This is a genomic window from Methylobacterium sp. GXS13 (genome assembly GCF_001455965.1).
Taxonomy (GTDB): Bacteria; Pseudomonadota; Alphaproteobacteria; order Rhizobiales; family Beijerinckiaceae; genus Methylobacterium.
This window is the reverse complement of the sequence record NZ_LKKO01000102.1, coordinates 64,518-87,363: the sequence shown is the minus strand read 5'-3', so window position 1 is coordinate 87,363 and position 22,846 is coordinate 64,518. Positions and strand designations below refer to the sequence as shown.

20 protein-coding genes are annotated in these 22,846 nt (G+C 66.7%); 13 read left to right on the top strand and 7 right to left on the bottom strand.

The genetic code is table 11. The features are described 5' to 3' along the window. Positions 1-120 precede the first annotated feature (120 nt). Positions 121-507: a hypothetical protein gene (locus AO398_RS28905; RefSeq protein WP_058195325.1), complete on the bottom strand. Its 387-nt coding sequence runs from the start codon at positions 505-507 to the stop codon at positions 121-123. A 176-nt stretch (positions 508-683) separates the two neighbouring features. Here AO398_RS28905 and AO398_RS26875 point away from each other — a divergent pair, with 176 nt between their 5' ends. Both AO398_RS26875 and AO398_RS26870 read left to right on the top strand, forming a co-directional pair. Continuing rightward, on the top strand, positions 684-2,438 hold the full coding sequence (locus AO398_RS26875; RefSeq protein ID WP_058195323.1) for a type I secretion system permease/ATPase: 1,755 nt from the start codon (positions 684-686) through the stop codon (positions 2,436-2,438). Beyond that, complete coding sequence (locus AO398_RS26870) at positions 2,438-3,793, top strand: HlyD family type I secretion periplasmic adaptor subunit (protein ID WP_152997679.1); 1,356 nt, start codon at positions 2,438-2,440, stop codon at positions 3,791-3,793. Before AO398_RS26875 ends, AO398_RS26870 begins: the two co-directional genes overlap by 1 nt. A 407-nt stretch (positions 3,794-4,200) precedes the next feature. Here AO398_RS26870 and AO398_RS26865 read toward each other — a convergent pair whose 3' ends face one another. After that, on the bottom strand, positions 4,201-5,181 hold the full coding sequence (locus tag AO398_RS26865; protein WP_152997678.1) for a hypothetical protein: 981 nt from the start codon (positions 5,179-5,181) through the stop codon (positions 4,201-4,203). Between the two features lie 109 nt (positions 5,182-5,290). Beyond that, entirely contained in the window at positions 5,291-6,232 is a 942-nt protein-coding gene (locus AO398_RS28685) for a hypothetical protein (RefSeq protein ID WP_152997677.1), read from the bottom strand. 496 nt (positions 6,233-6,728) lie between these two features. Between AO398_RS28685 and AO398_RS28900 the strand changes: the two genes are divergently transcribed. Continuing rightward, positions 6,729-6,905: a hypothetical protein gene (locus AO398_RS28900; RefSeq protein ID WP_160329365.1), complete on the top strand. Its 177-nt coding sequence runs from the start codon at positions 6,729-6,731 to the stop codon at positions 6,903-6,905. Positions 6,906-6,940: 35 nt separating this feature from the next. After that, positions 6,941-8,506, top strand: a complete 1,566-nt coding sequence (locus AO398_RS26860) for a glycosyltransferase (protein ID WP_058195319.1) — start codon at positions 6,941-6,943, stop codon at positions 8,504-8,506. Between the two features lie 197 nt (positions 8,507-8,703). Here AO398_RS26860 and AO398_RS26855 read toward each other — a convergent pair whose 3' ends face one another. Then, positions 8,704-9,108 carry a response regulator gene (locus AO398_RS26855; RefSeq protein ID WP_058195317.1) on the bottom strand — a complete coding sequence of 135 codons (405 nt, stop codon included), beginning with the start codon at positions 9,106-9,108 and terminating at the stop codon, positions 8,704-8,706. 379 nt (positions 9,109-9,487) lie between these two features. On the opposite strand from AO398_RS26855, the gene AO398_RS26850 reads away from it, so the two are divergent. Beyond that, positions 9,488-10,732, top strand: a complete 1,245-nt coding sequence (locus AO398_RS26850) for a hypothetical protein (RefSeq protein WP_058195315.1) — start codon at positions 9,488-9,490, stop codon at positions 10,730-10,732. A gap of 403 nt (positions 10,733-11,135) precedes the next feature. On the opposite strand, the gene AO398_RS26845 is transcribed toward AO398_RS26850, so the two are convergent. Next, a complete protein-coding gene (locus AO398_RS26845; RefSeq protein ID WP_058195313.1) occupies positions 11,136-12,563 on the bottom strand; it encodes a phosphomannomutase in 1,428 nt (475 codons plus the stop codon). Positions 12,564-12,798: 235 nt separating this feature from the next. Further along, on the bottom strand, positions 12,799-13,023 hold the full coding sequence (locus tag AO398_RS26840) for a hypothetical protein (RefSeq protein WP_058195311.1): 225 nt from the start codon (positions 13,021-13,023) through the stop codon (positions 12,799-12,801). Between the two features lie 1,442 nt (positions 13,024-14,465). Between AO398_RS26840 and AO398_RS26835 the strand changes: the two genes are divergently transcribed. The 4 genes from AO398_RS26835 to AO398_RS29615 all read left to right on the top strand — a co-directional run bounded on the left by AO398_RS26835 (position 14,466) and on the right by AO398_RS29615 (position 18,019). Continuing rightward, positions 14,466-15,362, top strand: a complete 897-nt coding sequence (locus tag AO398_RS26835; protein ID WP_058195309.1) for a hypothetical protein — start codon at positions 14,466-14,468, stop codon at positions 15,360-15,362. A gap of 157 nt (positions 15,363-15,519) precedes the next feature. Further along, positions 15,520-15,909: a hypothetical protein gene (locus AO398_RS26830; RefSeq protein WP_058195307.1), complete on the top strand. Its 390-nt coding sequence runs from the start codon at positions 15,520-15,522 to the stop codon at positions 15,907-15,909. Positions 15,910-15,921: 12 nt separating this feature from the next. Beyond that, positions 15,922-17,646 (top strand): AAA family ATPase, encoded by a 1,725-nt coding sequence (locus AO398_RS29620; RefSeq protein ID WP_244498905.1) that lies wholly within the window; start codon positions 15,922-15,924, stop codon positions 17,644-17,646. Positions 17,647-17,806: 160 nt separating this feature from the next. Continuing rightward, on the top strand, positions 17,807-18,019 hold the full coding sequence (locus tag AO398_RS29615; RefSeq protein WP_244498904.1) for a hypothetical protein: 213 nt from the start codon (positions 17,807-17,809) through the stop codon (positions 18,017-18,019). Between the two features lie 178 nt (positions 18,020-18,197). Here AO398_RS29615 and AO398_RS29610 read toward each other — a convergent pair whose 3' ends face one another. After that, the gene (locus AO398_RS29610; protein ID WP_244498909.1) at positions 18,198-18,392 is read right to left on the bottom strand and encodes a hypothetical protein; all 195 of its coding nucleotides are present in this window, start codon (positions 18,390-18,392) and stop codon (positions 18,198-18,200) included. Here AO398_RS29610 and AO398_RS29605 point away from each other — a divergent pair. From AO398_RS29605 to paoC, 4 genes are read left to right on the top strand one after another with little or no spacing between them, the layout of a single operon-like run. After that, positions 18,349-18,906 carry an FAD-dependent oxidoreductase gene (locus AO398_RS29605; RefSeq protein ID WP_244498908.1) on the top strand — a complete coding sequence of 186 codons (558 nt, stop codon included), beginning with the start codon at positions 18,349-18,351 and terminating at the stop codon, positions 18,904-18,906. The two genes, AO398_RS29610 and AO398_RS29605, sit on opposite strands and share 44 nt — an antisense overlap. Then, entirely contained in the window at positions 18,906-19,499 is a 594-nt protein-coding gene (gene paoA / locus AO398_RS26815; protein WP_058195305.1) for an aldehyde dehydrogenase iron-sulfur subunit PaoA, read from the top strand. The genes AO398_RS29605 and paoA overlap by 1 nt, the downstream gene beginning before the upstream one ends. After that, a complete protein-coding gene (locus AO398_RS26810) occupies positions 19,496-20,446 on the top strand; it encodes a xanthine dehydrogenase family protein subunit M (protein ID WP_058195303.1) in 951 nt (316 codons plus the stop codon). Before paoA ends, AO398_RS26810 begins: the two co-directional genes overlap by 4 nt. A gap of 3 nt (positions 20,447-20,449) precedes the next feature. Further along, positions 20,450-22,669, top strand: a complete 2,220-nt coding sequence (gene paoC / locus AO398_RS26805) for an aldehyde oxidoreductase molybdenum-binding subunit PaoC (protein ID WP_058195302.1) — start codon at positions 20,450-20,452, stop codon at positions 22,667-22,669. The last annotated feature ends 177 nt before the right edge of the window (positions 22,670-22,846 follow it).

Here is a 22,846-nt window from a genome sequence, read left to right as displayed (position 1 = left end):
GAACTTTGGAAAAGAGTCGTTGCGGCATCCCTGGCACCGTCGATGATATGGGATCGTTTGGCCCAGGCGGAGTGATCATTCGCCTGGATGGGCGAGGATCATCCGACGCGCACGATCGCCTTAGTCCTCGTCCGGGACGATCAGGCCGGCGAGCAGGATCCGTTGCAGGGACCGCAGTCCGATGCGCCGATGCTGTGAGCCGGCGACCATCTGTCGAGGATGCTTGCGAGGCTTGGCGGCATCGGATGTCGCCGTCGCAGCCTCTGTGCCGCCCCCGGCACCCGACCGATCGACCGTCCGTGGAATGGTGACGTGAACGACGGGCAGGCAACCGATGCAGATCGAGCGGATGATTCGCTCGGCGGAAACCTGCTGGCGCGCCTGGAACGCATCCATCCGCGCCTGGGCGGCTCGATTTGCCTCCGTGAGCCCTGCGCGCTCGATGGCACTCGCGCACCACCCGACCTTGTTACCGAGGAACGCGGTGAGGGCGAAGACGGTGAGCAACGCCGTCGCTCGTGGGAATGGAATACGGAACATGGAGCCGGTTCATCGAGATAGGACCCTATTTCGTCCCTGAACCGAGATTTTCACAACACGGTTAATAGTCCCTTGATCTTTGTTACCCACCACCGGAACGGGTCGACGAGGGTCGTCGGCGGGCCGAATTTCGAGGTGGGCCGGTGTCTAAATCGCATGTCGCCTGTGAAGTCTCCGGAGCGCTCAGGCGCTGTCGCGCGGGCTTCCTCGGCGTCGCGCTGCTGAGCGGTCTCATCAATCTGCTCATGCTGACCGGCTCCTTCTTCATGTTGGAAGTCTACGATCGGGTGCTGCCGAGCCGTTCGCTGCCGACACTGGTTGGTCTGATCGCGCTCGCCTTGCTCCTCTATGCGTTCCAGGGCGGGTTGGAGATCCTGCGCGGCCGCATCCTGGCTCGTACCGGTGCGTTGCTCGATCAAGCTCTGGGGCGGCGCATCCTCGAACTCATTCTCCGCGCGCCCCTCAGGTCACCGCCGGGCGCGGCCCCAGCGGACGCGTCGACGCTCGGGGAAGGCCTCCTGCCGCTGCGCGATCTCGATACGCTGCGCGCCTTCCTGAGCGGATCGGGTCCCGGCGCCCTGTTCGATCTCCCGTGGATACCGGTGTACCTCGCCATCTGTTTCCTGTTCCATCCCCTGATCGGCGCTGCAGCGCTGGCGATGAGTGCGGCGCTCGCCGCCATCGCCGTGCTGTCGGAGCACGCGACCCGCGATCCTCTCCGGGCCTCGACCGCGCACGGTGCCACCCGCCTCGGACTCGCCGAAGCCGCGCGGAGAAACGCCGAAGCTGTGGCCGCGCTCGGAATGCGGGAGCGTCTCATAGTCCGGTGGTGCTCCGCCAATAGGGGTTACGGCGATACGGTGCTGGCGACCTCCGATACGACCGGCCTCCTCAGCAACGTCGCACGGACGCTTCGCACGGCCTTGCAATCGGGCGTTCTGGCGATCGGCGCTTGGCTCGTCATCCGCGGAGAGGCGACCGGCGGGATCATCGTCGCCGCCTCGATCCTCGTTTCACGAGCGCTGGCCCCGGCAGAACTCACGATCGCCAACTGGAAGGGCTTCGTCGCGGCTCGGCAAGCCTGGGGACGGCTCGCCGCCGGATTGGCCCGCGTTCCCCCGGAGGCTCTTCCGCACCGTCTGCCCGCCCCAGCGGCCAGCCTGTCCGTCGAGGACGTGAGCCTCGTACTGCCCGGAAACGGGCGCTGTGTGATCCAGGGCGCGACCTTTTCGGTGGGGGCGGGACAGGGCTTGGGCATCATCGGTCCGTCCGCGTCCGGCAAGTCGTCGCTGGCACGGGCCCTCGTCGGCGTCTGGCCGCCGATGCGCGGAGCCGTCCGGCTCGACGGTGCGAGTCTGGATCAATGGACGAGCGCAAGCCTCGGGCAGCACCTCGGCTATCTCTCTCAGGAGATCGCGTTGTTTGCAGGTACGATCGCCGAGAACATCGCCCGGTTCGAGCCGGATGCGTCGCCAGAGGCGGTGGTCGCTGCCGCGCGTGCAGGCGGTGTCCACGATCTGATCCTACGCCTCCCGCGCGGCTACGATACCGCGCTCGGGGAGGGGGGGGCGGGTCTGTCGGCCGGACAACGCCAGCGCATCGGCTTGGCGCGGGCGCTCTACCGCGACCCGTTTCTGGTGGTCCTCGACGAACCCAACGCCAATCTCGACGCCGAGGGAGAGCTCGCGCTGACCCGGGCCATCCTCGGGGTGCGCCTGCGCGGCGGAATCTGCATCGTCGTCGCCCATCGCCCCTCGGCGCTGGCCGGCGTCGACATGGTGCTCGCGGTAGCCGACGGACGCGTACGGGCGTTCGGGCCCAAGGATCAAGTGCTCGCGCGCGTCCTGCATCAGGGTCCGGCTCCCGACGAGACAACGCCGCTCCGGGAGGTCGCTTGATGAGCTTGGGATCCATCCTCGCACCCGACATCCATCTCGGGGCACCACCCGAACCGGTCGACGTCACCGCCCGCTCGATCCGGGCCCATCTTCTCCTCGGCATCGGTCTGTCGCTGGCTCTCGTCCTCGGGATCGGCGGCTGGGCTTCCGTCACTCAGATCGCCGGCGCGGTGATCGCGCCGGGCCAAGTGGTGGTCGAAACGGATGTGAAGAAGGTCCAGCACCCGACCGGTGGGGTCGTCGGCGCGCTCTATGTCCAGGACGGCTCGCACGTGAAGGCCGGCGACGTGCTCGTGCGCCTCGACGAAACGCAGACACGCGCCAACCTGGATATCGTGCTCAAGGCGTTGGACGAGCTCACGGTGCGTCGGGCGCGCGACGAAGCCGAACGCGACGGCGCGCCGTCGCTCGCCATCCCGCCCGGCAGCGGCGCGCGGGCGGCGAGCGAACCTGATGTAGCCCATCTACTCGAGGGTGAGACGCGGTTGTACAAGGCCCGCTTGGCTGGCCGCGAAGGGCAACGCGCTCAGATGCGGGAGCGCGTCAATCAGCTCCAGGAAGAGATCGCTGGGCTGATCGAGCAGGCTGCCGCCAAGACGCGTGAGATCGCGCTTATCAAAGACGAGCTTGCAGGCGTTCGCAACCTCTACGCAAAGAATCTCGTCCCCCTGTCGCGCGTCACGGCGCTTGAACGGGACGCGACACGCTTGGAAGGGGAGCGGGGCCAGCTCACGGCCTCCACCGCGTCGGCCCGCGGGCGGATCGCCGAGACCGAGTTGCAGATCCTACAGATCGACGGCGACATGCGTACCGAGGTCGGCAAGGATCTGGGCGAGATCCGGGCGAAATGGTCGGAACTCGTCGAGAAGCGCGTCGCCGCCGAGGATCTGCTCAAACGCATCGAGCTGCGGGCACCGCAGGACGGAACCGTACACCAGATGAGTGTCCATACGGTCGGCGGCTTGGTGACGCCGAGCGAGCCCGCCATGTTGATCGTTCCCGACGCCGATCGGCTGCTGGTCGAAGCCCGCATCCAGCCGCATGACATCGACAGCGTCCATCTCGGTCAGCGGGTCTTGGTTCGCTTTCCCGCTTTCAACGCGCGTACAACCCCGGAGATCGACGGCGAGCTCACCCGCGTTTCCGCCGATATCAGCCAGGATGCCAAGACAGGCGCGAGCTTCTACACGGTACGCATCGCCCTCACCGCGGCCGATCTGGCACGCCTGGGCGGGGTGCGGCTCGTCCCCGGGATGCCGGCGGACGCCTATATCCAAAGCGGCGAGCGCTCGGCGCTGAGCTACCTGATCAAACCGCTCTCGGATCAAATCGCCAAGGCATGGCGCGAACGCTAGGGAACGGACGCCAACGAAGTTACCCCATCTCGCGGCCTGGAGAGAACCGGAACCGCGTCCGGGTCAGCTGGGGCCTCCAGCGCATGGTCCTGCACCGCTTCGCGCAGGACGTCTGCATCCCTGTGTCCGCGATCGAGTACGGCTGCGGACGCCTGGGTCCGGGATCGCCCATCGCTTCGGCTCGCAGACCACCCGATCCGCTCGGAGCCGGCCAACAGCCGTAGCGACTTGTATGAGCTGCCAGCGAAAAGAGATCTGGCGCCGCGACGCTCGTAGGAAGCGTCGCGGCGCCAGATCGATGGCCGGTCTGCGAGATCCGGGGAGAGACTGGGAGGATCGCTTCGCCCTGAGCTTGAAATTCGCAAGGCTGCTATGGCATCGATCTGTCCGGGCCGGTGTCGCTCGCGTCAGATCTTGGGCGGCTTGGGTGAGGTGGATGTGAGCTTCTCGCCCCTTGCCCGGTACGTCCGCCGGACCGTCTTAACTTGAGAGGGATCGACTCCGACCCTCGTAGGCGCCCAACCCGTCGCTGTGCGCTTGCGGGCGTAGTGGGATTGAGCGGTTCGCGTCGAGTTGTGTCCGAGAAACGCGGCGACGCCGGCCTCATCCATCACAACCTTGGCGCGTGCAGCGGCGATGTGGCGGGTCGTATAGGGGCTGATCTTCGCCCCCCGCAACGACGGCACCGCAATGGCTGCTTTCGCGGATGCCCACGAGCACAAATGCCGGATGCCCGCGGCGATCTTGACCCAAGTGCTGGTCTCCAGAGCCGCCTCGATCATCGCGAGCAGCTCTTTGACCATGGTGGCGTGATTGGGCGTGAGATCGCTCAACTCGAGGTGGCGGACCTCGCCGTTCGCACGCGAATTGGTGGCCTTGGCGTTCGTCACCACCAGAGTGGTTCCCTCCAGGCGGGCGGTCGACCATTCAGTCGGACGCAAGCCGAGTTCGGTACCGAGACAAAGCATGTGGCTGGCTAGACGAGCATACCGGTGCTGCGATTGCAGCAACACATTAGAGATCTCCCTCATCTCGGCGATGCTGGCCGACTTCCGCTTCCGCGCACTCGTTCTGCGTTTCGCGCCCTTGGCAGGCATGGGACGCGCCGGTTCGGCGTTCAATCGTGCCAAAGCCGCGCCTGCCCCCTCGTAGGCATCCGGGTTTTTGCAGGCATTCTCCAAAGCACAACGGATGGCGGCTCGATACACCCGGATCGTCGACGGTTTCCATCTGAAATCCGAACCTTGAAACCATTCGACGACTTTATCGAACGGAGTGTACTCGCCTGGCAGTCCGAGCTCCACCGCCGCCGTCCTCGCGAGATTATCGGCACGTTTGAGAAAATCCCGTTCCGTCTCCGGCGTACGGGTCTGGTTTTCACCGATCATTTTGGTCATCCCCCACGTTACTGCGACTGGCAGTAACGGCTGCCAGCAATGGCGGTCGTTTCAGATCCGCCTTGGACGAGGCTGGCAGAGGTTGACGAAAAACGCTCGGCTACCGCCGCCGATCGAGACCAAATCGCGCTAGCGCAACCGGAAGGTCCGCGTACCCGGTATGCTGGGCGCAGAATACGGCCCCGGATTCAGCGCAGATCGAGGCGATCCACGGCGACCTGCAGCTATCGTGCTCGCAACGAGGATCCCAGGGCAGGCGCTCGGCATGGAACGCGGCGCGGGCATGCTGGACATCGGTGGCTTGCACCCAGAGAGGAACGCTTCGGTCGTAGCGCTTCCTCGATCCACGCAGGGTGGCCATTTGCGGAACCACCCCGGCATCGCACCCATCGTGGGTGCCGTTCGACGACGGCGGATCAGGAAACGCACGCAAGATGTCGTATTCGATCGTGCTGTCGGCGGCATCTTCGTTCGGTTCAGGTTCCCCGGGGGACGGGTCGGCATCGCATCCATTCTGGGTGCAATCCGCGAGAGTGCAGGCGATTTCCTGGGCGATGTGATCAGGCGAGGCGGGCACGTCCGTCTGAGCCGATAGCTGTTCAGGCATCGGGCAGACGGCCGTATCGGATCGACGAGGTCGACGCCGAGGCGTGTCCCCGACAGGCGAAGGCGCGGCGACAGCTATCGGGGCCGGAGCGCCATCCAGAGGCTTGGTCCCAGCAAGACCGGTTTCCGATTGGGGAAAAGCGGGGCGGATCGTACGAACGCGAGCGCCGTCGACTTTGCAGCGCGACCACGTGATGAAGCCGTGCACGCGCAGAATAAGAAGCGCGTTCTTGATGCTATTGGGAGCCAGACAGAGCCGAGCGCCGATATCTGCGTCATCAGCTGTGCACCCCTCCGTCGAGAAGGCGACATCCGACGAAAGCAACCAGGCGACATGCTCGGCTGATCTCTTCACGTCCCGGTTGCGTATGATCGCCAGGGCCCAGGCGTCCGGTGTAAAAGCGGTGGGCGGTTCGTTCGGTGCGACGATCGACATCTTATAGCTCTCGACGTCCCCTTCCGGGACACAGCAAGGTTACGGCCGACCTTCGCAAAGCGCACCCAATTTGGGTGCGCGGGATTGGGGGGCTCCACCACGTCCCGATTTTCTGGTCGAGGAGCCGTCTTCACCCTTCGTGTGCTGCACCGAATCCTGCAAGCATCATCCGGGATCGCAACCGCAGCGGAAGCGGGGTCCGACCGTGTTGAGGTGTTCGAGATCTCAACGGGTAGGGCGCCAATAATTCGACGCGTGGCTTTCAAAGAAGGAGGCCCGAATGTTTTCCTGCTTGTCCACGGATCTGCGCGGGCGCGTCGCGGTAGCGACAGAAGCCACGCCGTGACCATTCGTCGAAGCGGTCGTGGGCGGGCCATACGCTGAAGTTCAGCCGCGCCTGCGGCCGCACGAAGCAGGTACCTGCAAAACGCTGGACGTGATCCGCCAGTCATCCTTCCGTTTCGCCCCGGCTGATGTTTGGGCATGAACGGTGCGGGTGCCGCGCCCTCGCGCCGACCTGAAGGCCGCCGGCATCGGCTACGGCTGCCACGCCTTCGACCTGAAGCTGCCGCGGGCACCCGAGGCCGTCCACACGGTCGAGGTCCGTCGGTCGACCGACGGTGCGGTGACCGGTAGGCTGCGGATCCAGGCCGCGATCGCCGCAGCCGCCTGAGTCGATCCGATCCCGCGCAGCTCTGAGGACGATTGATGGCGCTGCGCGGACACCTCGACCGGCTCTCGCGCCTGCAGATGATCGGTTGGGCGCAGGACACCGCCGCTCCCGACACCCCCGTGAGCGTGTTCGTCTCGGTCGATGGCCGGGTGGTGGGCCGCTGCCTCGCCGACCGGCCCCGCGAGGATCTCGTGCGCGCAGGCATCGGCCACGGGCGGTATGGCTTCGATTTCGCGTTTCCCGCCGGCGCGCTGCCCGCGCTCGCCCGCTGCACGATCGCGGTGCGCCGTGAGGGCGATGGCGCCATGCTGCCTGGCTCGCCCAGATCCCTCGATCCGGTCGCAGTGTTCGATGAGGACCTTCAGGAACGGCTGGCATGCGCGCTGGCCGAGCCTGTCGATGAAACCGAGTTGGATCGACGCTTGGCCTTCCTGCTCGACCCGACGCAGCGGCTGCGCCGGGCTCGCGCCGAGCCGCACGGCGAGGGGACCGAGCGACAGTCCCGGCCCCGGGCCCTGGTCATCGATAGCGTGATGCCCTCGGCCGAGCGCGACGCGGGCTCGAACGCGATCCTGTCGCACATGCGCTCGCTGCGGCGGCTTGGGTATGCCGTCACCTTCGTGCCGACAGATCTTTGGGCCGATGGTGCGGCTCTCGAGGCTGAGGGCATCACCTGTTGCCTGCATCCGTGGTACGCCACGGTCGAAGAGGTGCTGCGCAGGAACGCCGGCGCCTTCGCGCTGGTGTACCTGCACCGGATCGACACCGCCGGGCGCTATAGCCAGCTCGCGCGCGATACGCAGCGCGGCGCGCGACTGGTCTACAGCGTCGCCGACCTGCACCACCTGCGTACCGCCCGACAGGCCGAGGTCGAGGGCCGCGTCGATCTGGCAGCCTATGCCGGGCACCTGCGCTTTCTGGAATTGACGGCCGCTGAGGCCGCGGATGCGGTGATCACGCACTCTGCGGTCGAGGCAGCGCTGCTGCGCCGGCGTGTTCCCGCTGAGCGGGTGCACGTCGTACCCTGGGCGGTGACATCGCGCCCGACCGCCGTACCGTTCGCGGAGCGGCGTGGGCTGGCCTTCATCGGTAGCTACCGGCACCGGCCCAACGTCGATGCGGCCCTGTTCCTGATCGAGGCCGTAATGCCCGCGGTGGCGACGCTCGACCCGCGGATCCCGTGCCTGATGGTCGGCAGCGGCATGTCCGACAGCGTGCGGGCCTTGGCCGCGGTGCGACCCGGGGTCGAAGCGGTCGGACATGTGCCGGAGCTCGCGTCCGTGTTCGACCGGGTGCGGCTGACGGTGGCGCCGCTGGCCTACGGGGCGGGGGTGAAGGGCAAGGTGCTCGACAGCCTTGCTGCGGGGGTGCCGTGCGTGTGCACGCCGGCCGCTGCCGAGGGGCTGGGTCTGCCTGAACCGCTTGCGGGATTGGTGTCGGATACACCGGCGGGGTTGGCGCACGCGATCGCGGCGGTACACGGCGACGAGAAATTGAACAGAGCCTGCGGAGAGGCGGGGCTGGCCTACGTGGCCGAGCGGCTGAACGAGGGGCGGGTGGACGCACTGATGCAGGCCGCCATCGGTCGATCGATGGTCTGAACGCAGAAGCCCCGCACTCGCAGGTCGAAGAGACGGGCCCTCACGCGACGACGCCGACAAGGCCGCACAATTCCGGGGGAGGGGGCCACGCTGCTCCATCGGCGTTCGGGTTGAGCCGGGGCGCTGCCGGGATCCTTGGGGGCAGACAGTCGATGAAGGTTGAGATGAGGCTCGTGCGGAGCCGCAGATCGGCGCGCCTAGACGGCACCATCCGGCCGCACGTTGCCGCACACCGCGATGATCGTCTCACGCAGCTTCGAGGGCGCGAACGGTTTGATCAGACAGGCGTTCACGCCGGCCCGGCGTGCTGCCGGGAAGCAATCGGCTTGCGCCTGCGTCGTCATCATCACGAACGGCGTCTCGCGCAGAGCCGGATCGGTGCGCACGCGGCGCAACAGCTCGTACCCGGTCATCGGCAGCATGTTCCAGTCGGACAGCACCAAGCCGTAGCGCCGCTGGCGCAACCGTTCGAGTGCGGCCGTGCCATCGGCCGCCGTATCGATGTCGCGAAAGCCGAGCTGGCCGAGCACGGCGCGTACGACCTCGATGATCATCGGAACATCATCGACGACGAGGACGGGCGGAAAGCCGGAATAGGGCATGAACTCTCGAAGAATGCGCGCGGTCGAGACGGTGCGCTGACCCGGCGCATCGCCGTCCGTATCGGGTCCAATGTGGCGGGCAAGTCTTGTAGAAATCTGTACGCGGCGCCGACGGTTTGCAGTTGAGTCGCCGACCGTCGACGTTCGCGTGAACGGAGCGATCTGCCACTCTGGCATGTCCGGCTATGCCCACGGTCGCATGCCCGACAGTCCCGGATATCAGCAGCCCCGTCGCGATCGGAACAGTCCCCATGAAGCTCGGGTCGACATGCTTTTGCCGCGAGCGGATGTAAGTGCAAAGGCACGCAACCGTACTGAGGTCGCCGCTACCCGGCCGACTCTCGAAACCTCGCGGTCCGCCGGCGCCAGGGACTGATCCATGAACATGGAAATTCGGAAGGTCGGCGGACGGCCCATCGCCTCGGCTCAGAATCAAATGGCGATCGCGAAGGTCCTGCGGCAGTTGCCCAGTGTTCCCAGCTTCCGGGACCGGAAGAAGGGCGTCACATCCTACCAGAGCCACGTCAAAAGCGACCCCTGGATCCTGATCCTGTTCGTGGTCTGCTTCGTGGTGCCGACGCTGGCTGGTGCTCTGTATTATGGGATCATCGCATCGGATCGATACGTGACCGAGGTGAAGTTCGCCATCCGGCCGTCGGTCGGCACGGCCGATAAGGCGGCACCCGATGCGGTTGGGACCAGCGCCGGCGTGGTGAGTTCGACGATCGCGCAAGATACGCTGATCACCCAGGAGTACGTCCTGAGCCGACCGATGCTTGAGGAGATCGAGGCGCAACTCCCGATCCGCGAGTGGTTCGGCCGCGACAGCATCGATTTCGCGTCCCGCCTCGATCCCGAGAAGCCGATCGAGAAAGCCCTCCGCTACTGGAAGCGGCGGGTGTCCATCGATGTCGAATCGGCCTCGGGCATCATGGGTCTCACGGTAGAAGCCTTTGATCCCGACGAATCGCTGGCGATCACGCAAGCGATTTTGAACGACGCCGAGCATATGCTGGACAACCTCAGCATGAGGGCGCGCGAGGATGCCCTGGTCCAAAGCACGCGCGAGTTGAAGATCGCCGAGGATCGCGTCTCCAAGCTTGAGATCGCACAGACAGATCTGCGCAATCGCGAAGGTCTGCTCGACGCTCAGAAATCCAACGAGGCCAACCTGAAGCTCGTCTCGGAGCTGCGAGGTGCCCGCATCAACCTGGCCGTTCAGCTCTCGATCGGCCAGCGGGATCTAGGACCGGAATCTCGTCGGATCATAGATATCAAGCAGCAGATCAAGGATCTCGACGACAACATCAGTCGGATCGAGCGGCAAGCCACAGGTCAGGATCCGAACCAGAAGCGTCAGCTCGCGAGCGCGCTGACGCGCTTCGAGGCTCTCGAACACGAACGGAAGGAGGCGGTCAAATACGCGGAAGAGGTTCGGAAGGCGTCCGATCGAGCACGCATCCTGGTCGCTCGCCAGCCCCAGTTCTTCAATATGATCACCGAACCGGTAAAGGCAGGATCTGCCACGGAACCCCGTCGCATCTTGATGGTAAGCTTGGTCGCCGCAGGATCTGCCGTTCTGTTCGCTGCCGCGATGTTCGCCCGCAAAACGATGGCAAGCTGACTGAACCCAACGCGTCCGAGCTCACAGACTGCGCCCGCCGGTGGGCAGCAGCCGCGCCGTGTAATGCTTGGCCTCTGACTCGATCGGAGGCGCAACCAGACGGATGGTCCCGGGCATCTTCGCTTCGGGCAACAAACTGTCGTCCGCCACGACGAGGGTAACCTGACATGCTGACCAGGCGAACGACCGTCGACGACGACCCTACCGGTCCCTGGGCTCCCCGCGATGTCGCGGCCATTGCAGAGCGTATGAGCAACTCGATGGGTGGTGGAAGGCCCGGTTGGGTTGCCCGGTCTGAGACGGGGCTCGGCGTCGGTGACGGCTTGGGTTCACGGCGATTGGAGGCCGCCTCGTGTTGCCGCCTCCGCGAACCATCCCTCCGCGAGCCAGCCGATGCTGGCGATCAGGATCGACTGGCCTGTTCCGCCATGACGGCTGCCGCCGCCGTCAGCCCCCAACGAACGAGATCCTGGGCGTCCCGCGCCGTCTTAGCCTCCGCGTAGCATCGCAGTTCCGGGGCGTTGCCCGACGCCCGAAAATGAATCGATCGTCCGCCGTCGAGACCGATCCGGACACCATCCTGCTGATCCACCGTGCGCGACGACCCGATCGGCTGGAGGAACTCGGCTCTGAAGATCTCATCTCCAAGCCGTGCGAGAAATGCGCTGCTCCGTTCGGAAGGGGTATTGGGGAGGCGGTCGCTCGCCATCTCTCCCGCGTCGAGCGAGGTCACGAGATCGGCCAACGTCGCACCGGCTGCGCGCGCTGCCGCGAGCGTGGCCAGGATGGGCAGCATCGCGTCCCGCGTGGGCAGGGCGGGCAGGATCCGTCCAGCGATGGTGATGTCCGATCCGAGCAGGAAGCCGCCATTCGCCTCGAAGCCCGCAACGGCTCCCGCCCCCTCAGCCTTTGCCCGCTCCATGCCGGCGATGACGAAGGGCGAGCCCACCTTGGTACGCACGACCCGGCTGAAGCCACCGGACTGCTCGAGCGCCGAGCCGGCGGTGACCGGCACCACGACCGTATCGATGCCGAGGTAGCGGGCCGTGATGAGGCCGAGAACGTCGCCACGCACGATCCGCCCCGCCCCATCGGCCACTAGGGGTCGATCCGCATCGCCGTCGGACGTCACCAACGCGTCATAATCGCCGGACGCCATGACCTCGGCGATGAAAGCGATGTCTTCGGGTCGGTGCGCCTCGGTATCGATTGGAACGAACGTGTTCGATCGGCCGATCGATACGGCGCTCGCACCGAAGCTCGCGAGCAGATCGGTCAGAAGGTCGCGCGCGACCGAGCTCTGTTGATAGACCGCGATGCGCACGCCCTTCAGGATCTCGGACGAGAAGGCGTCGCTGTAGCGTCGATGGTAGCGTTCGACGGCATCGGGCTCTGGGATGGCAGGGACCGGCGTCGGCACTTGGCCGACCGCCGTGACGTCCCCCAGAGCTTCCAGGATGGCGATCTCATCCCTCTTGGTGATCTCGCCGTCGGGCCGGTAGAATTTAAGACCGTTACGGTCCTCGGGAATATGGCTGCCCGTGACCATCACGGCGTAGGCGCTGCGCCGCATCGCCTCGAGCGCGAGGGCAGGTGTCGGAAGGGCGCCGCAGTCGATCGCCGTGAAGCCGGATGCCGCAGCGGCGCTTGCCACCGTCGCGGCGATGCCCGGACTGCTGTCGCGCAGGTCGCGCCCGATCACGACCTCTCGGCGGTCTCCGTCCGCCGAGACGGATCGGAAGAACGCGGCGGCGTAGGCGTAGCTCGGCCAGCCGACGAGATCCGTCACAAGGCCCCGCAAGCCACTCGTACCGAATTTCAAGCTGCTCACGGCGTTTCCATCTGCTCCGGCGCTGGGATGTGCTCCGACGACTGATGCCGCGAATCGCACGCCTTCACAACGCCTAAGGGCAGTGGGGAACCGGATGCGCAGATCGGTTCACCCCTCACGCGCGCACCAGATTGCCATCCCACTGTTCGCCGGGTGAGACGGTCGGTTGCCTCGGAGCGCAGAGATGATGGGTCCGCGTCGGCGACATTGCCGCCCTCAATTCTCGCGAACGCAATCAGCGCAGGTAAGCCGCGTCCACCAGCGCATACTCCATCACTAAATGAGCGATCGTCATAGGGTCGTCGTTGGCGGCCGGCGGCGGGTTCAGGTTTGGCATCGCTGCAGCCGCCGCCCTGCGGAGGGCAAAGGCCTCCATCGCCCGCTCATCCTCCTCGCATTCGGGCTCGGGCTGCATCGGGTGCCCCGGCAACTGTAAGATACCTTCGAGGATCCGCTCCAAGGCCCGGATCCTCTCGGTCTCAGCTTCGCATGAATTGCGCCGGGACGCTTCGCGCGAAGACCTTGTGCCCGCCACAAGAGTAAAGTGAATTTTAGATCGACGAAATTTCTTGCGCCGCCTCATGAGATCGTTAACCTCCTTGTTATCACAAACATAGTCCGGCCGAGCCTTCGAATGTTTCGATACTCACCGCCAGCTTGGCCGAAGAAGCGGCCACTAATATATAAAATCCAGCCCGCCTTTGAAAATTTCGATCCAGGGGGCGTGATCGGGGTTTATGTCGTCGACTTGGCCATGATGACGACCGAGCGCCGAAACTGGATTTTGAAATGAGCCAAAAATCTCCAAATGCGCTCAGTTTTCGTGACGTCGGTCGCGGGACCTCTCGACACGAATCTGTCGCCATAGATCTTGAACAGCACCTCGATCAGCCGTCTCACGCGTCGGTGAGGTCATGTCGTCGTCTCGACCGATCAGATCGTTCGTCGTTTTCTATATCTCAGCTGCTTGCGCAACACCGAAATCGCATCGTTCCGACACAGATATCGACCCTATCGAGGCCGAATCAGTGTTGTATAAGTTCTTGATGAGATGATTCCAACGCAGATGTCATGTATTGCACATCGTTAAATAGTGAGCTATCTTATATTAACAATTTCCATGTTGTTGAAGTCTAGATGAGCGCCTGGCAGCCCCCTCTTCATCGACGAGCTCGTCCAAGGTGTTCTCCGTGCGCCTGATTTGTCGGCAAGCGTGAGGCGGCGGACCGCGTGCTGTGGCGTGCGAGCAATCCCGGTGAGGATGCGCGTCGGCGGAACGCGCTGAGATCGCCCATCGTCATCGCGTGCGTTCGGTCGCGGCGCCGTTTCGACATGCTCGCCGAGGCGTTCCGGATGCGCGGTTCCTGACGCGGCGTACCGCAGACACAAGCGGCCTCCCTCCAAGCGCGGCCAGGCCTCCGTTAACGCTTTTGCCGGATACGGCTTGCCCGGCCGGGGATTTCTGCACCGCGGCGCTTCCCAACGGCCTTGGACCAGGCCAGGTTCATCGACGGCAGAACCGCCGCATGTGCCGAGCCGCCCTTTAGCAGAGGGCGGCCGGCACCGGTGTTAGCAGCACCGGCGTCGGCCTGACCACGATCCGTATCGATGAAGGATACCGACCCATGGCTGAGACCTTTCCTACCGGCGTTGTCCCGTCCGCGAAACCGCCCCGGGGCACGAAATTCGGGCTCCATTCCCTGCCCGTCCCGACAAAACGCATGATCGCCTGAGGCTCGCCCAACGCACCTGCCCGGTGCGGACGCGCCCTGTCTCGCTTTCCTGCAACCTAGACGCCCGCTCGATGCCGGGGGGCCACGGCCCGCGGCACGACCCTGCCTGTCGTCCTGTCGCATCGCGGGGGACGCAGGCGGGCGGGCGTCACGTGGACGGACCCCCCTTATGCCCATCGTCGTTTCCCACCCGGCCGCCCACCGCGGCGTCCGGCATCGGATATCTGCGCGCGGCCAGCCCGCCCCCAGTCCGGAGCATCACACACGCATCACCGTCCCGCTCGGCAGCGCGGCTGCCGCCGGCTGCGGCTTCACCCACGCCGTGATCCCGCGGGCTTGCGGGAGCGAGTTGCTCACGGCCGCCGAGGCGGCGGTCGACGGCGCTCTCAGGGCGACCTTCGTGCCCGATCCTCTGCTCGGGCCCGGCCTGTCGCAGCTCGGGTCGGTTCTGGCCTCCGTGGTCAAACGCCATGGCGGCCTGATCGAGATGGCCATGACGGACGCCCTCGAGCGCAGCGGCCGCTACATCGTGCTCCGGGGTGTCGCGATGCCCATCACAAATCCCACCCAGGAACTGGTGCGCGCAAGCACCGTCGCGCAGCTCGGCGACATGTCGATCGCGCTCTCAGGACCCGTGGCCCAGACCGTGTTCCTCGACCTCGTCGTGGTCGATCGGCACGAGAGCCGTGCCATCATCGCCGAGGTCAAACGGGGTTCCGGCAAGAACGAGGCCAGAAAAGTCCATCAGGTCGAGTGGATTTTGCGCTGCGCTCAGGTCCAGGGCCGGGCCTTTCTGGCCAGTCTGGGCTTCGAGGTCGCGTCCGCGCGCGCTGTGCTGATCGATGTCTACGGACGTGCCGGCTACAGCGATGATCTGACGATCTCAGGTCCCGCAATCGACGGCTTGTTCGCGGTGCCGGTCACGGCCGCGGTCGAGGCCGTGACGGCGGTGCTTCAGCGCCGCCTGCGCGGCGCCGTCCCGGACCTGCTCACGGTCGCGCTGGCGAGCCTCGGCATCGGCGAGGACGACGCGCTCCCCCGTCGCCCCGAGCCGCCCGCGCGCTGATCGCATGCCTTGGCGCCGGCCGATGGCCCGGCGCGCCTTTCACCCCTCCGATCACCGCCGTGCCGTGCGCCTGTGCGCCGGTGCGCTCTCTAGGTCTATCTTGATGAACTCAACTGCCTCCCCTGATGCCGGCAGACCCCGTACGCCCGTCGAGCCCGTGCCCCCTCTGACGTGGTGGCGCGTCCTCGCCCCCATGGTACTCGACCTGGACGCGCAACGCCGTCTACGGGCCGCTCTCCTGGATACGCCGCCGCTGCCCTCCTCCGACTGGGGGGCCGCCTGCAAAGCCGATCCGACCGCAGCGATCGGCGTCGCAATCAATGTTCTCGCCGAAGGCACGATCCTGCCGGAGCGTCTGGACCCGGCGATGTCGGCGATCCTGTTGTGCGCGGCGCTGGGGGACCCTGCGTGCATCGACCTGCTCGCACACGTGCTCGGGCGGCGGGCGCGGCGTCGGGCCGACCTCGGGGCCCTATGGCTCGCCAGGGCTTGGCGCTCCGCCGCGCGACGCGGCCCCGACCGCGTCACCGCTGTCTCCGAGCGCTGAAGGGGGCAAAGGATGGCTTTCTCGTCAAAACCGCCGATCCTGCAGGTCGATCCCAAGGCGGCACGGCGCCTGCTGCAGCCCATGTTGCCGCGGCGCCTGCGGGCCTGCCTCGACCCTACCCTGCGCATTCCCGCCGCCTGCATCGGCCTCGCCGTCGAGATCACCGCCCTCGCCCCCGAGGCCGAGGTGCCGGTCCAAGCCTGGAGCGCGGCGATCGCCGCATCGGGTGGCGACCTGTGGCACGATCATCGGTGGATCGCACCCCGATGCGCTCTGACCGGATTTCTCGACGCGTGGGCGGTCGAGCGCGACCAACCGGCGGCGCGGGCGCTCGCGGATATCGTGATGCTGCTCTCCTGCGGCGGCGATGATCGCGAGGCTGCCGCGCGTCTGGCTCGGCCGCTCTGGCTCGAATGCGACGCGATCTCAGGCCTCAGCCTGCAACTCTCCGGCCTCGCGGAGGCGCAGACGCGTCTCTCGCTCGGCCGGTCCTCCGAACCCGATGCCGACCCGGACGCCGAAATGATCGGCGCCACCGATCTCGCAACCGCCCTGCAAACGGCTTGGAGCGATGCGTTCGCGGACGCCCTGCTGGAACTCTCGGGTGAAGCCAGCACCGCGGCCGCGGCGGCGGCGGCGCTGGCCGCCGGCGCCCACGATCCGTTCGCCGACGGAGTACCGTTGGTCCGCGCGCTCGTGCCGGTCGGGCAGCGCATGATGCAGCCGCTGGCGGATCACGCGGCGACGCAAGAGCGGCGCAAGCGAAAAGCCGTCGAGGCCTCGCTGGCCCGCGGCGAGGCGCGCCACCGCGACAAGGCGACCCCGGGTCGGGCGGAGGCGCCGGATGACGCTCTCAAATCCGAACTCTCGCCTGATGGGCACGTCATGGTCGTCCCGGCGGTCCAAGAGACCGGGACCGATCGCGGCAAGGGCGTCACCCGCGGCTACGAGCATATCATCGGCAAGCCGTTGCCGCTGACGCCGGTTCCGGATCTCGCAGCGGTGCGTGCGGCGTTGCTGTTCGAGTTCCCGTACGCCCGCGGCACCGTCGACCGGCTGCTCGCCGATCTGGTCGGTCGGACGCATGCGACGCTGCGTCCGACGCTCTTGGTCGGCCCGCCCGGCGCCGGTAAGAGCCGGCTCGGGACCCGGTTGGCCCATCATCTCGGGCTGGTGCTCTGGCGGGTGGATGCGACGCGGGATTCGGGGGCGTCTATCGGCGGACTCGATCGGCGCTGGGCGACGTCGGAGCCGGCGCACGCGGTCATGGCAGTGGCCAGGGCCGGCTGCGCCAACCCGCTCATGCTGGTCGACGAACTTGAGAAGGCTGCGACCCGGACCGACAATGGTCGACTCTGGAACGCATTGTTGCCGATGCTCGAGCCGGAGACCGCCCGGACCTACCAAGACCCGGCCTTCCAAGTCGAGGTCGACCTGAGCCACGTGTCGTGGCTTGCCACGTGCAACAGCGTGAAAGGTTTGCCCGGTCCGCTGCTCGACCGCTTGCGAATTCTAGAGATGTCCGCGCCCAGCGCAGTGCATCTCGAGGCCCTCCTCGCGCCGATCCTGGCGCAGATCGCGGCCGATCGCGGGCTCGACCCCGCCTTTCTGCCGGCCCTCGACGGCGACGCGGTTTCGCTGATCCGGCGGGGATGGCGGGGCGGTTCGATCCGACGCCTGACCCGGCTCATCGAGGCCCTGGTGACGGCACGCGAGACTCTCGTGACGCGCCAATAGTCGAACCAATGTTCACGACTTCGGAGCGGCTCAGGTATAACCTTGAAAACTTGAGCCGTTTCAGCCTTTCACGATGACGATCTCCCACGATGGATGAGATGCCTCGATGGGAGCCCTTTGATGCCCGGCGGCGATCGTCAGTGTTTCCGATGCGCGAAGCTTGGCCCCACTCGACTGCATCGGGAATGACCTGCCGCTTTTCAAGCATAGGCTCAAGCTTGCGTACGGCAAGCTGATCGCAGCGAGCCTGGCGCCCACAACTGAGCTGGAACTGGCCATTCCAGCCGAGCAGATCGACCTCACCTCGGACGGCGTCGCAGTCACCACTTGCGCCGGCACCGTCCGGGCCGGCGCGGCCATCCTGACGGTCTAGACGGCGGTCCTGGCCGGCGATGCGATCCGCCTTCCCGCCGGCGCCGATCCATGGCGCGAGGCCGCCGCCGTCCTGCCTCTCGGCCGCAACGAGAAGCTCTTCCTCCGGGTCTGCGCGAGAGCGCCTTCGAGCCGGACAGCCATGCCCACGGCAACCTGCACGACACGAAATCGGCCGCCTATTCCATCCGCCCCAACGGATGGCCGGTGATCGAGGCGTTCCTCGGGAGCCACGGCGCACGGATCGTGGAGGAGTAAGGGCCGGCGGCAGGATTGACCCACGTTTCGGCGGAGCTGGCCGCCCTGTTCGGCAGCGATGCGGCCTCGGCGATGCGTCCGCTCGCGGCGACGTCCTGGAGCCGGATGGCGGCCATCGGCGGCGCGTACAGCTGCGCCCTTCCGGGGCAATCCCAGGCGCGGGCAAGGCTGGCGCGGGCAAGGCTGGCGCGGGCAACGCTGGCGCGACCATTCGAGGACCGGCGCTTCTTCGCGGGCGAGGCGACGCACCCCTGCGATTTCACGACCGCCCACGGGGCCCACGACAGTGGACGGAGGGCCGCCGACGAGGTCGAGGCCGTGCTTCGGGCAGGCGTTCCTTTGAACGGCTGGCCCCGGCCGCCTCCATCGGATCGCGATCGACCGAACGGCGACACCGTTGCGTCCCCGGCGGCACGGGGGCCCCGTTCCGAAAGGAACGCCCACGGGCCGGCGATCGATCGGCTCCCGGGCGTTGCGGCCAAGAGCCGTAGCTTGGAGCCAATCCAGGGTGCCCGTGTTGTGTCCGGCATGCCTTCGATGGACGGCCCCCGGTCGATCATCCGCCCGCCGCGCATCCGGAGACCGAGTTGGCTAATCCCGAAGACCACGAATTCAATCGGAGAGACCTGATGATCGGAGCTTCCGCCGCGGCGGCCATGGCGGCGGCGGCGGCAGCCGCCGGCGACGCTCCGGCCGGGACGGACAAGCCGGTGATGGCGAAGGTCGTCCTGAACGTGAACGGCCAGCGGCGCGAGCTCGAACTCGATACCCGCACAAGCCTGCTCGATGCTGCACGCGAACACCTGCACCTGACCGGCTCGAAGAAGGGCTGCGATCACGGTCAATGCGGCGCCTGCACGATGATCGTCGACGGGCGGCGCATCAACGCCTGCCTGACCCTCGCGGTCATGCACCAGGGGTCCGAGATTACCACCATCGAGGGGCTGGGAGGACCTGACGACCTCCACCCCATGCAGGCCGCCTTCGTCGCGCACGACGGCTACCAGTGCGGCTACTGCACCCCGGGCCAGATCTGCTCGGGCGTCGCCGTGCTCGCCGAGATCAAGGCCGGCATTCCGAGCCACGTCACGGCGGATCTGAACGCCCCGATGCAGGTCACGGACGCCGAGATCCGTGAGCGCATGAGCGGCAACATCTGCCGCTGCGGAGCCTATTCCAACATCGTCGAGGCGATGACCGAGGTTGCCGGGAGGCAGGCATGAAGTCCTTCACCTACGAACGCCCGGGCACGCCCGCAGAGGCGGCCGCCGCCGTCGCCGCCAAGCCGAACGCCAAGTTCATCGCCGGCGGCACCAATCTGCTCGACCTGATGAAGCTGCAGATTGAGACGCCGACCCACCTCGTCGACGTGAACGGGCTCGGGCTCGACAGGGTCGAGCCGACGCCGCCGGCCTGCGCGCGCATCGGCGCGCTGGTGCGCAACACCGACCTCGCCGCCGATCCGAGGGTACGGACGGATTACGGGGTGCTGTCGCGGGCCCTGCTCGCGGGGGCCTCCGGACAGCTGCGCAACAAGGCGACCACCGCCGGCAACCTGCTGCAGCGGACCCGCTGCCCGTACTTCTACGACACGGCGCAGGCCTGCAACAAACGGCAGCCCGGCTCCGGCTGTTCGGCCCTCGACGGCGTGTCGCGCCAGCTCGCCGTCATCGGCGCCAGCGAGACCTGCATCGCCACGCATCCGGGCGACATGGCCGTGGCCATGAGGGTGCTCGACGCCACCGTCGAGACCGTCGACGCGAAGGGGACCGAGCGCAGGATCCCGGTGGCCGAGTTCCACCGGTTGCCGGGCGACACGCCGAACGTCGATACGACGCTCAAGACCGGCGAGCTCATCACGGCGGTGACGCTGCCCAAACCTGTGGCCGGGATGCACATCTACCGCAAAGTCCGCGACCGGGCCTCCTACGCCTACGCCCTGGTCTCGGTGGCCGCCATTCTTGGGAAGGACGGAACCGGTCGCGTCGCCTTCGGCGGAGTCGCGCCGCGGCCCTGGCGGGTGGAGGCGGCCGAAGTCGATCTGCCCAAGGGCGCCAAGGCGGTGACCGACATGGTGTTTGCCGAGGCCAATCCGACGCGGGACAACGCCTATAAGCTGAAGCTCGCCGAGCGCGCGCTCACGGCGGCAATCAACCAAGCGAGGGCCTGAGCCATGAAGTTCGATCAGCCAGCCGGCCAGAACCCGATCGATCAGCTCAAGGTCGTGGGCAAAGCGACCGACCGCATCGACGGCAAGTACAAGACCACCGGCACGGCCGCCTATGCCTACGAGCGCCACGACGTCGTGGCGAATCAAGCGTACGGCTACGTGCTCGGTGCCGGCATCGCGAGGGGCCGCATCGGTGCCATGCATGTCGACGAGGCGAAGGCCGCACCTGGCGTACTCGCCGTCGTGACCACACTCGAAACGCCTCGGCTCGAACGGGGCAAGATGAACACCGCCTATCTGTTCGGTGGCGACCGGGTGCAGCACTACCACCAAGCCGTCGCCGTCGTGGTGGCGGAGACCTTCGAGCAGGCTCGTGCGGCGGCTTTCCTCGTCCGGGTCGACTACCTGCCCGAGGACGGCAAATACGATCTTGCGGCCGAGGCGTCAGCCGCCAAGCCCGTCCCGGCCGACAGCCAAGAGGGAAGCGGCGGTGCCGGCGAAGAGCGGGTCGGCGATTTCGAAGGCGCGTTCGCCGAGGCCCCGGTGACGTTGGACGAGACCTACAGCACCGCCGACGAGAGCCACGCCATGATGGAGCCGCACGCGACCATCGCGGCTTGGGACGGCGACAAGGTCACGCTCTGGACGTCGAACCAGATGATCGCCTGGGGCCATGGCAGCCTCGCCAAGATCCTCGGTGTCCCGAAGGAGAACGTCCGGCTCGACGCGCCCTTCGTCGGCGGAGGGTTCGGTGGCAAGCTGTTCGTGCGCGCCGACGCCGTGCTCGCCGCCCTCGGCGCCAAGGCGGCCGGGCGACCGGTGAAGGTGGCTCTGACCCGCCCCCTCATCGCCAACAACACCACCCACCGGCCCGCCACGATCCAGCGCGTGCGCATTGGTGCGACGAAGGACGGCACGATCACGGCGATTGCTCACGAGAGCACCTCGGGCAACCTTCCCGACGGCAGTCCCGAGACGGCGGTGAACCAGACCAGGATGCTCTACGCCGGTGCCAACCGCCTCACGGCCATGAAACTTGCCCAACTTGATCTTCCCGAAGGCAACGCCATGCGTGCACCCGGCGAGGCCCCCGGCCTGATGGTGCTTGAGGTGGCCATGGACGAGATGGCGGAGAAGCTCGGGATGGATCCGGTGGAGTTCCGCTTGCGCAACGACACTCAGGTCGACCCCAACAAGCCGGACCGGCGCTTCTCGCATCGCGACCTCGTAGGTTGCCTAAACCTGGGATCGAAGAAGTTCGGTTGGGCCAAGCGCAACCCCACCCCAGGCAGGGTCCGAGACGGGCAGTGGCTCGTCGGGGTCGGCATGGCCTCGGCCTACCGGGACAACATGTCGTTGAAGTCCGGAGCTCGGGTTCGCTTGGACGGTCGAGGAATGGTCACGGTCGAGACCGACATGACGGACGTCGGGACTGGCAGCTACACCATCATCGCGCAGACGGCCGCCGAGATGATGGGTTTGCCCCTGGACAATGTCGTCGTCCGCCTCGGCGACTCCGACTTCCCGGTCTCCTCCGGATCGGGGGGCCAATTCGGAGCGAACTCCTCGACATCGGGTGTCTACGCAGCCTGCGTGAAGCTGCGGGAGGCCGTGGCGCAGCGGCTCGGCATCAATTCCGCCGACGCCGTGTTCGCAGACGGCGAGGTCCGTTCCGGCAACCGCGCGGTCCCACTCGGCGAAGCCGCGGCGGAGGGGGATCTCACGGCCGAGGACGCCATCGAGTTCGGAGATCTGTCGAAGCAGTACCAACTCTCGACCTTCGGCGCCCATTTCGTCGAGGTCGGGGTGGACGTGCACACGGCCGAGATCCGCGTCCGGCGCATGCTGGCAGTGTGCGCCGCCGGGCGCATCCTCAACCCCAAATCGGCTCGCAACCAAGTCATCGGCGGGATGACCATGGGCACCGGCGCAGCGCTGATGGAGGAACTCGCGGTCGACACCAAGCGTGGCTTCTTCGCCAACCACGACCTCGCCGGATACGAGGTGCCGGTCCACGCGGACATCCCGCACCAGGAGGTGATCTTCCTGGACGAGGTCGATCCGATCTCCTCACCGATGAAGGCCAAGGGCGTCGGCGAACTCGGTATCTGCGGGGTCGGAGCGGCGGTAGCGAACGCCGTCTACAACGCGACCGGCATCCGGGTACGGGATTACCCGATCACCCTCGACAAGCTCCTGGACCGGATGCCCGAGGCGGCCTGACGGGCATATCCCGCCAGTCCCCTTGCATCCACATTCCGCCCCATCGACGGGAGGCTCGCGTGGCCATCCCGATCGGCTGGGTCGGGAAAGGTCTGGCAGGGATCCACGGCCGGCCGATCCGGTACGAGTTTGTCGCCGACGCGTCGTCGATGGCCGAGATGCGGGCGTAGGGCATCC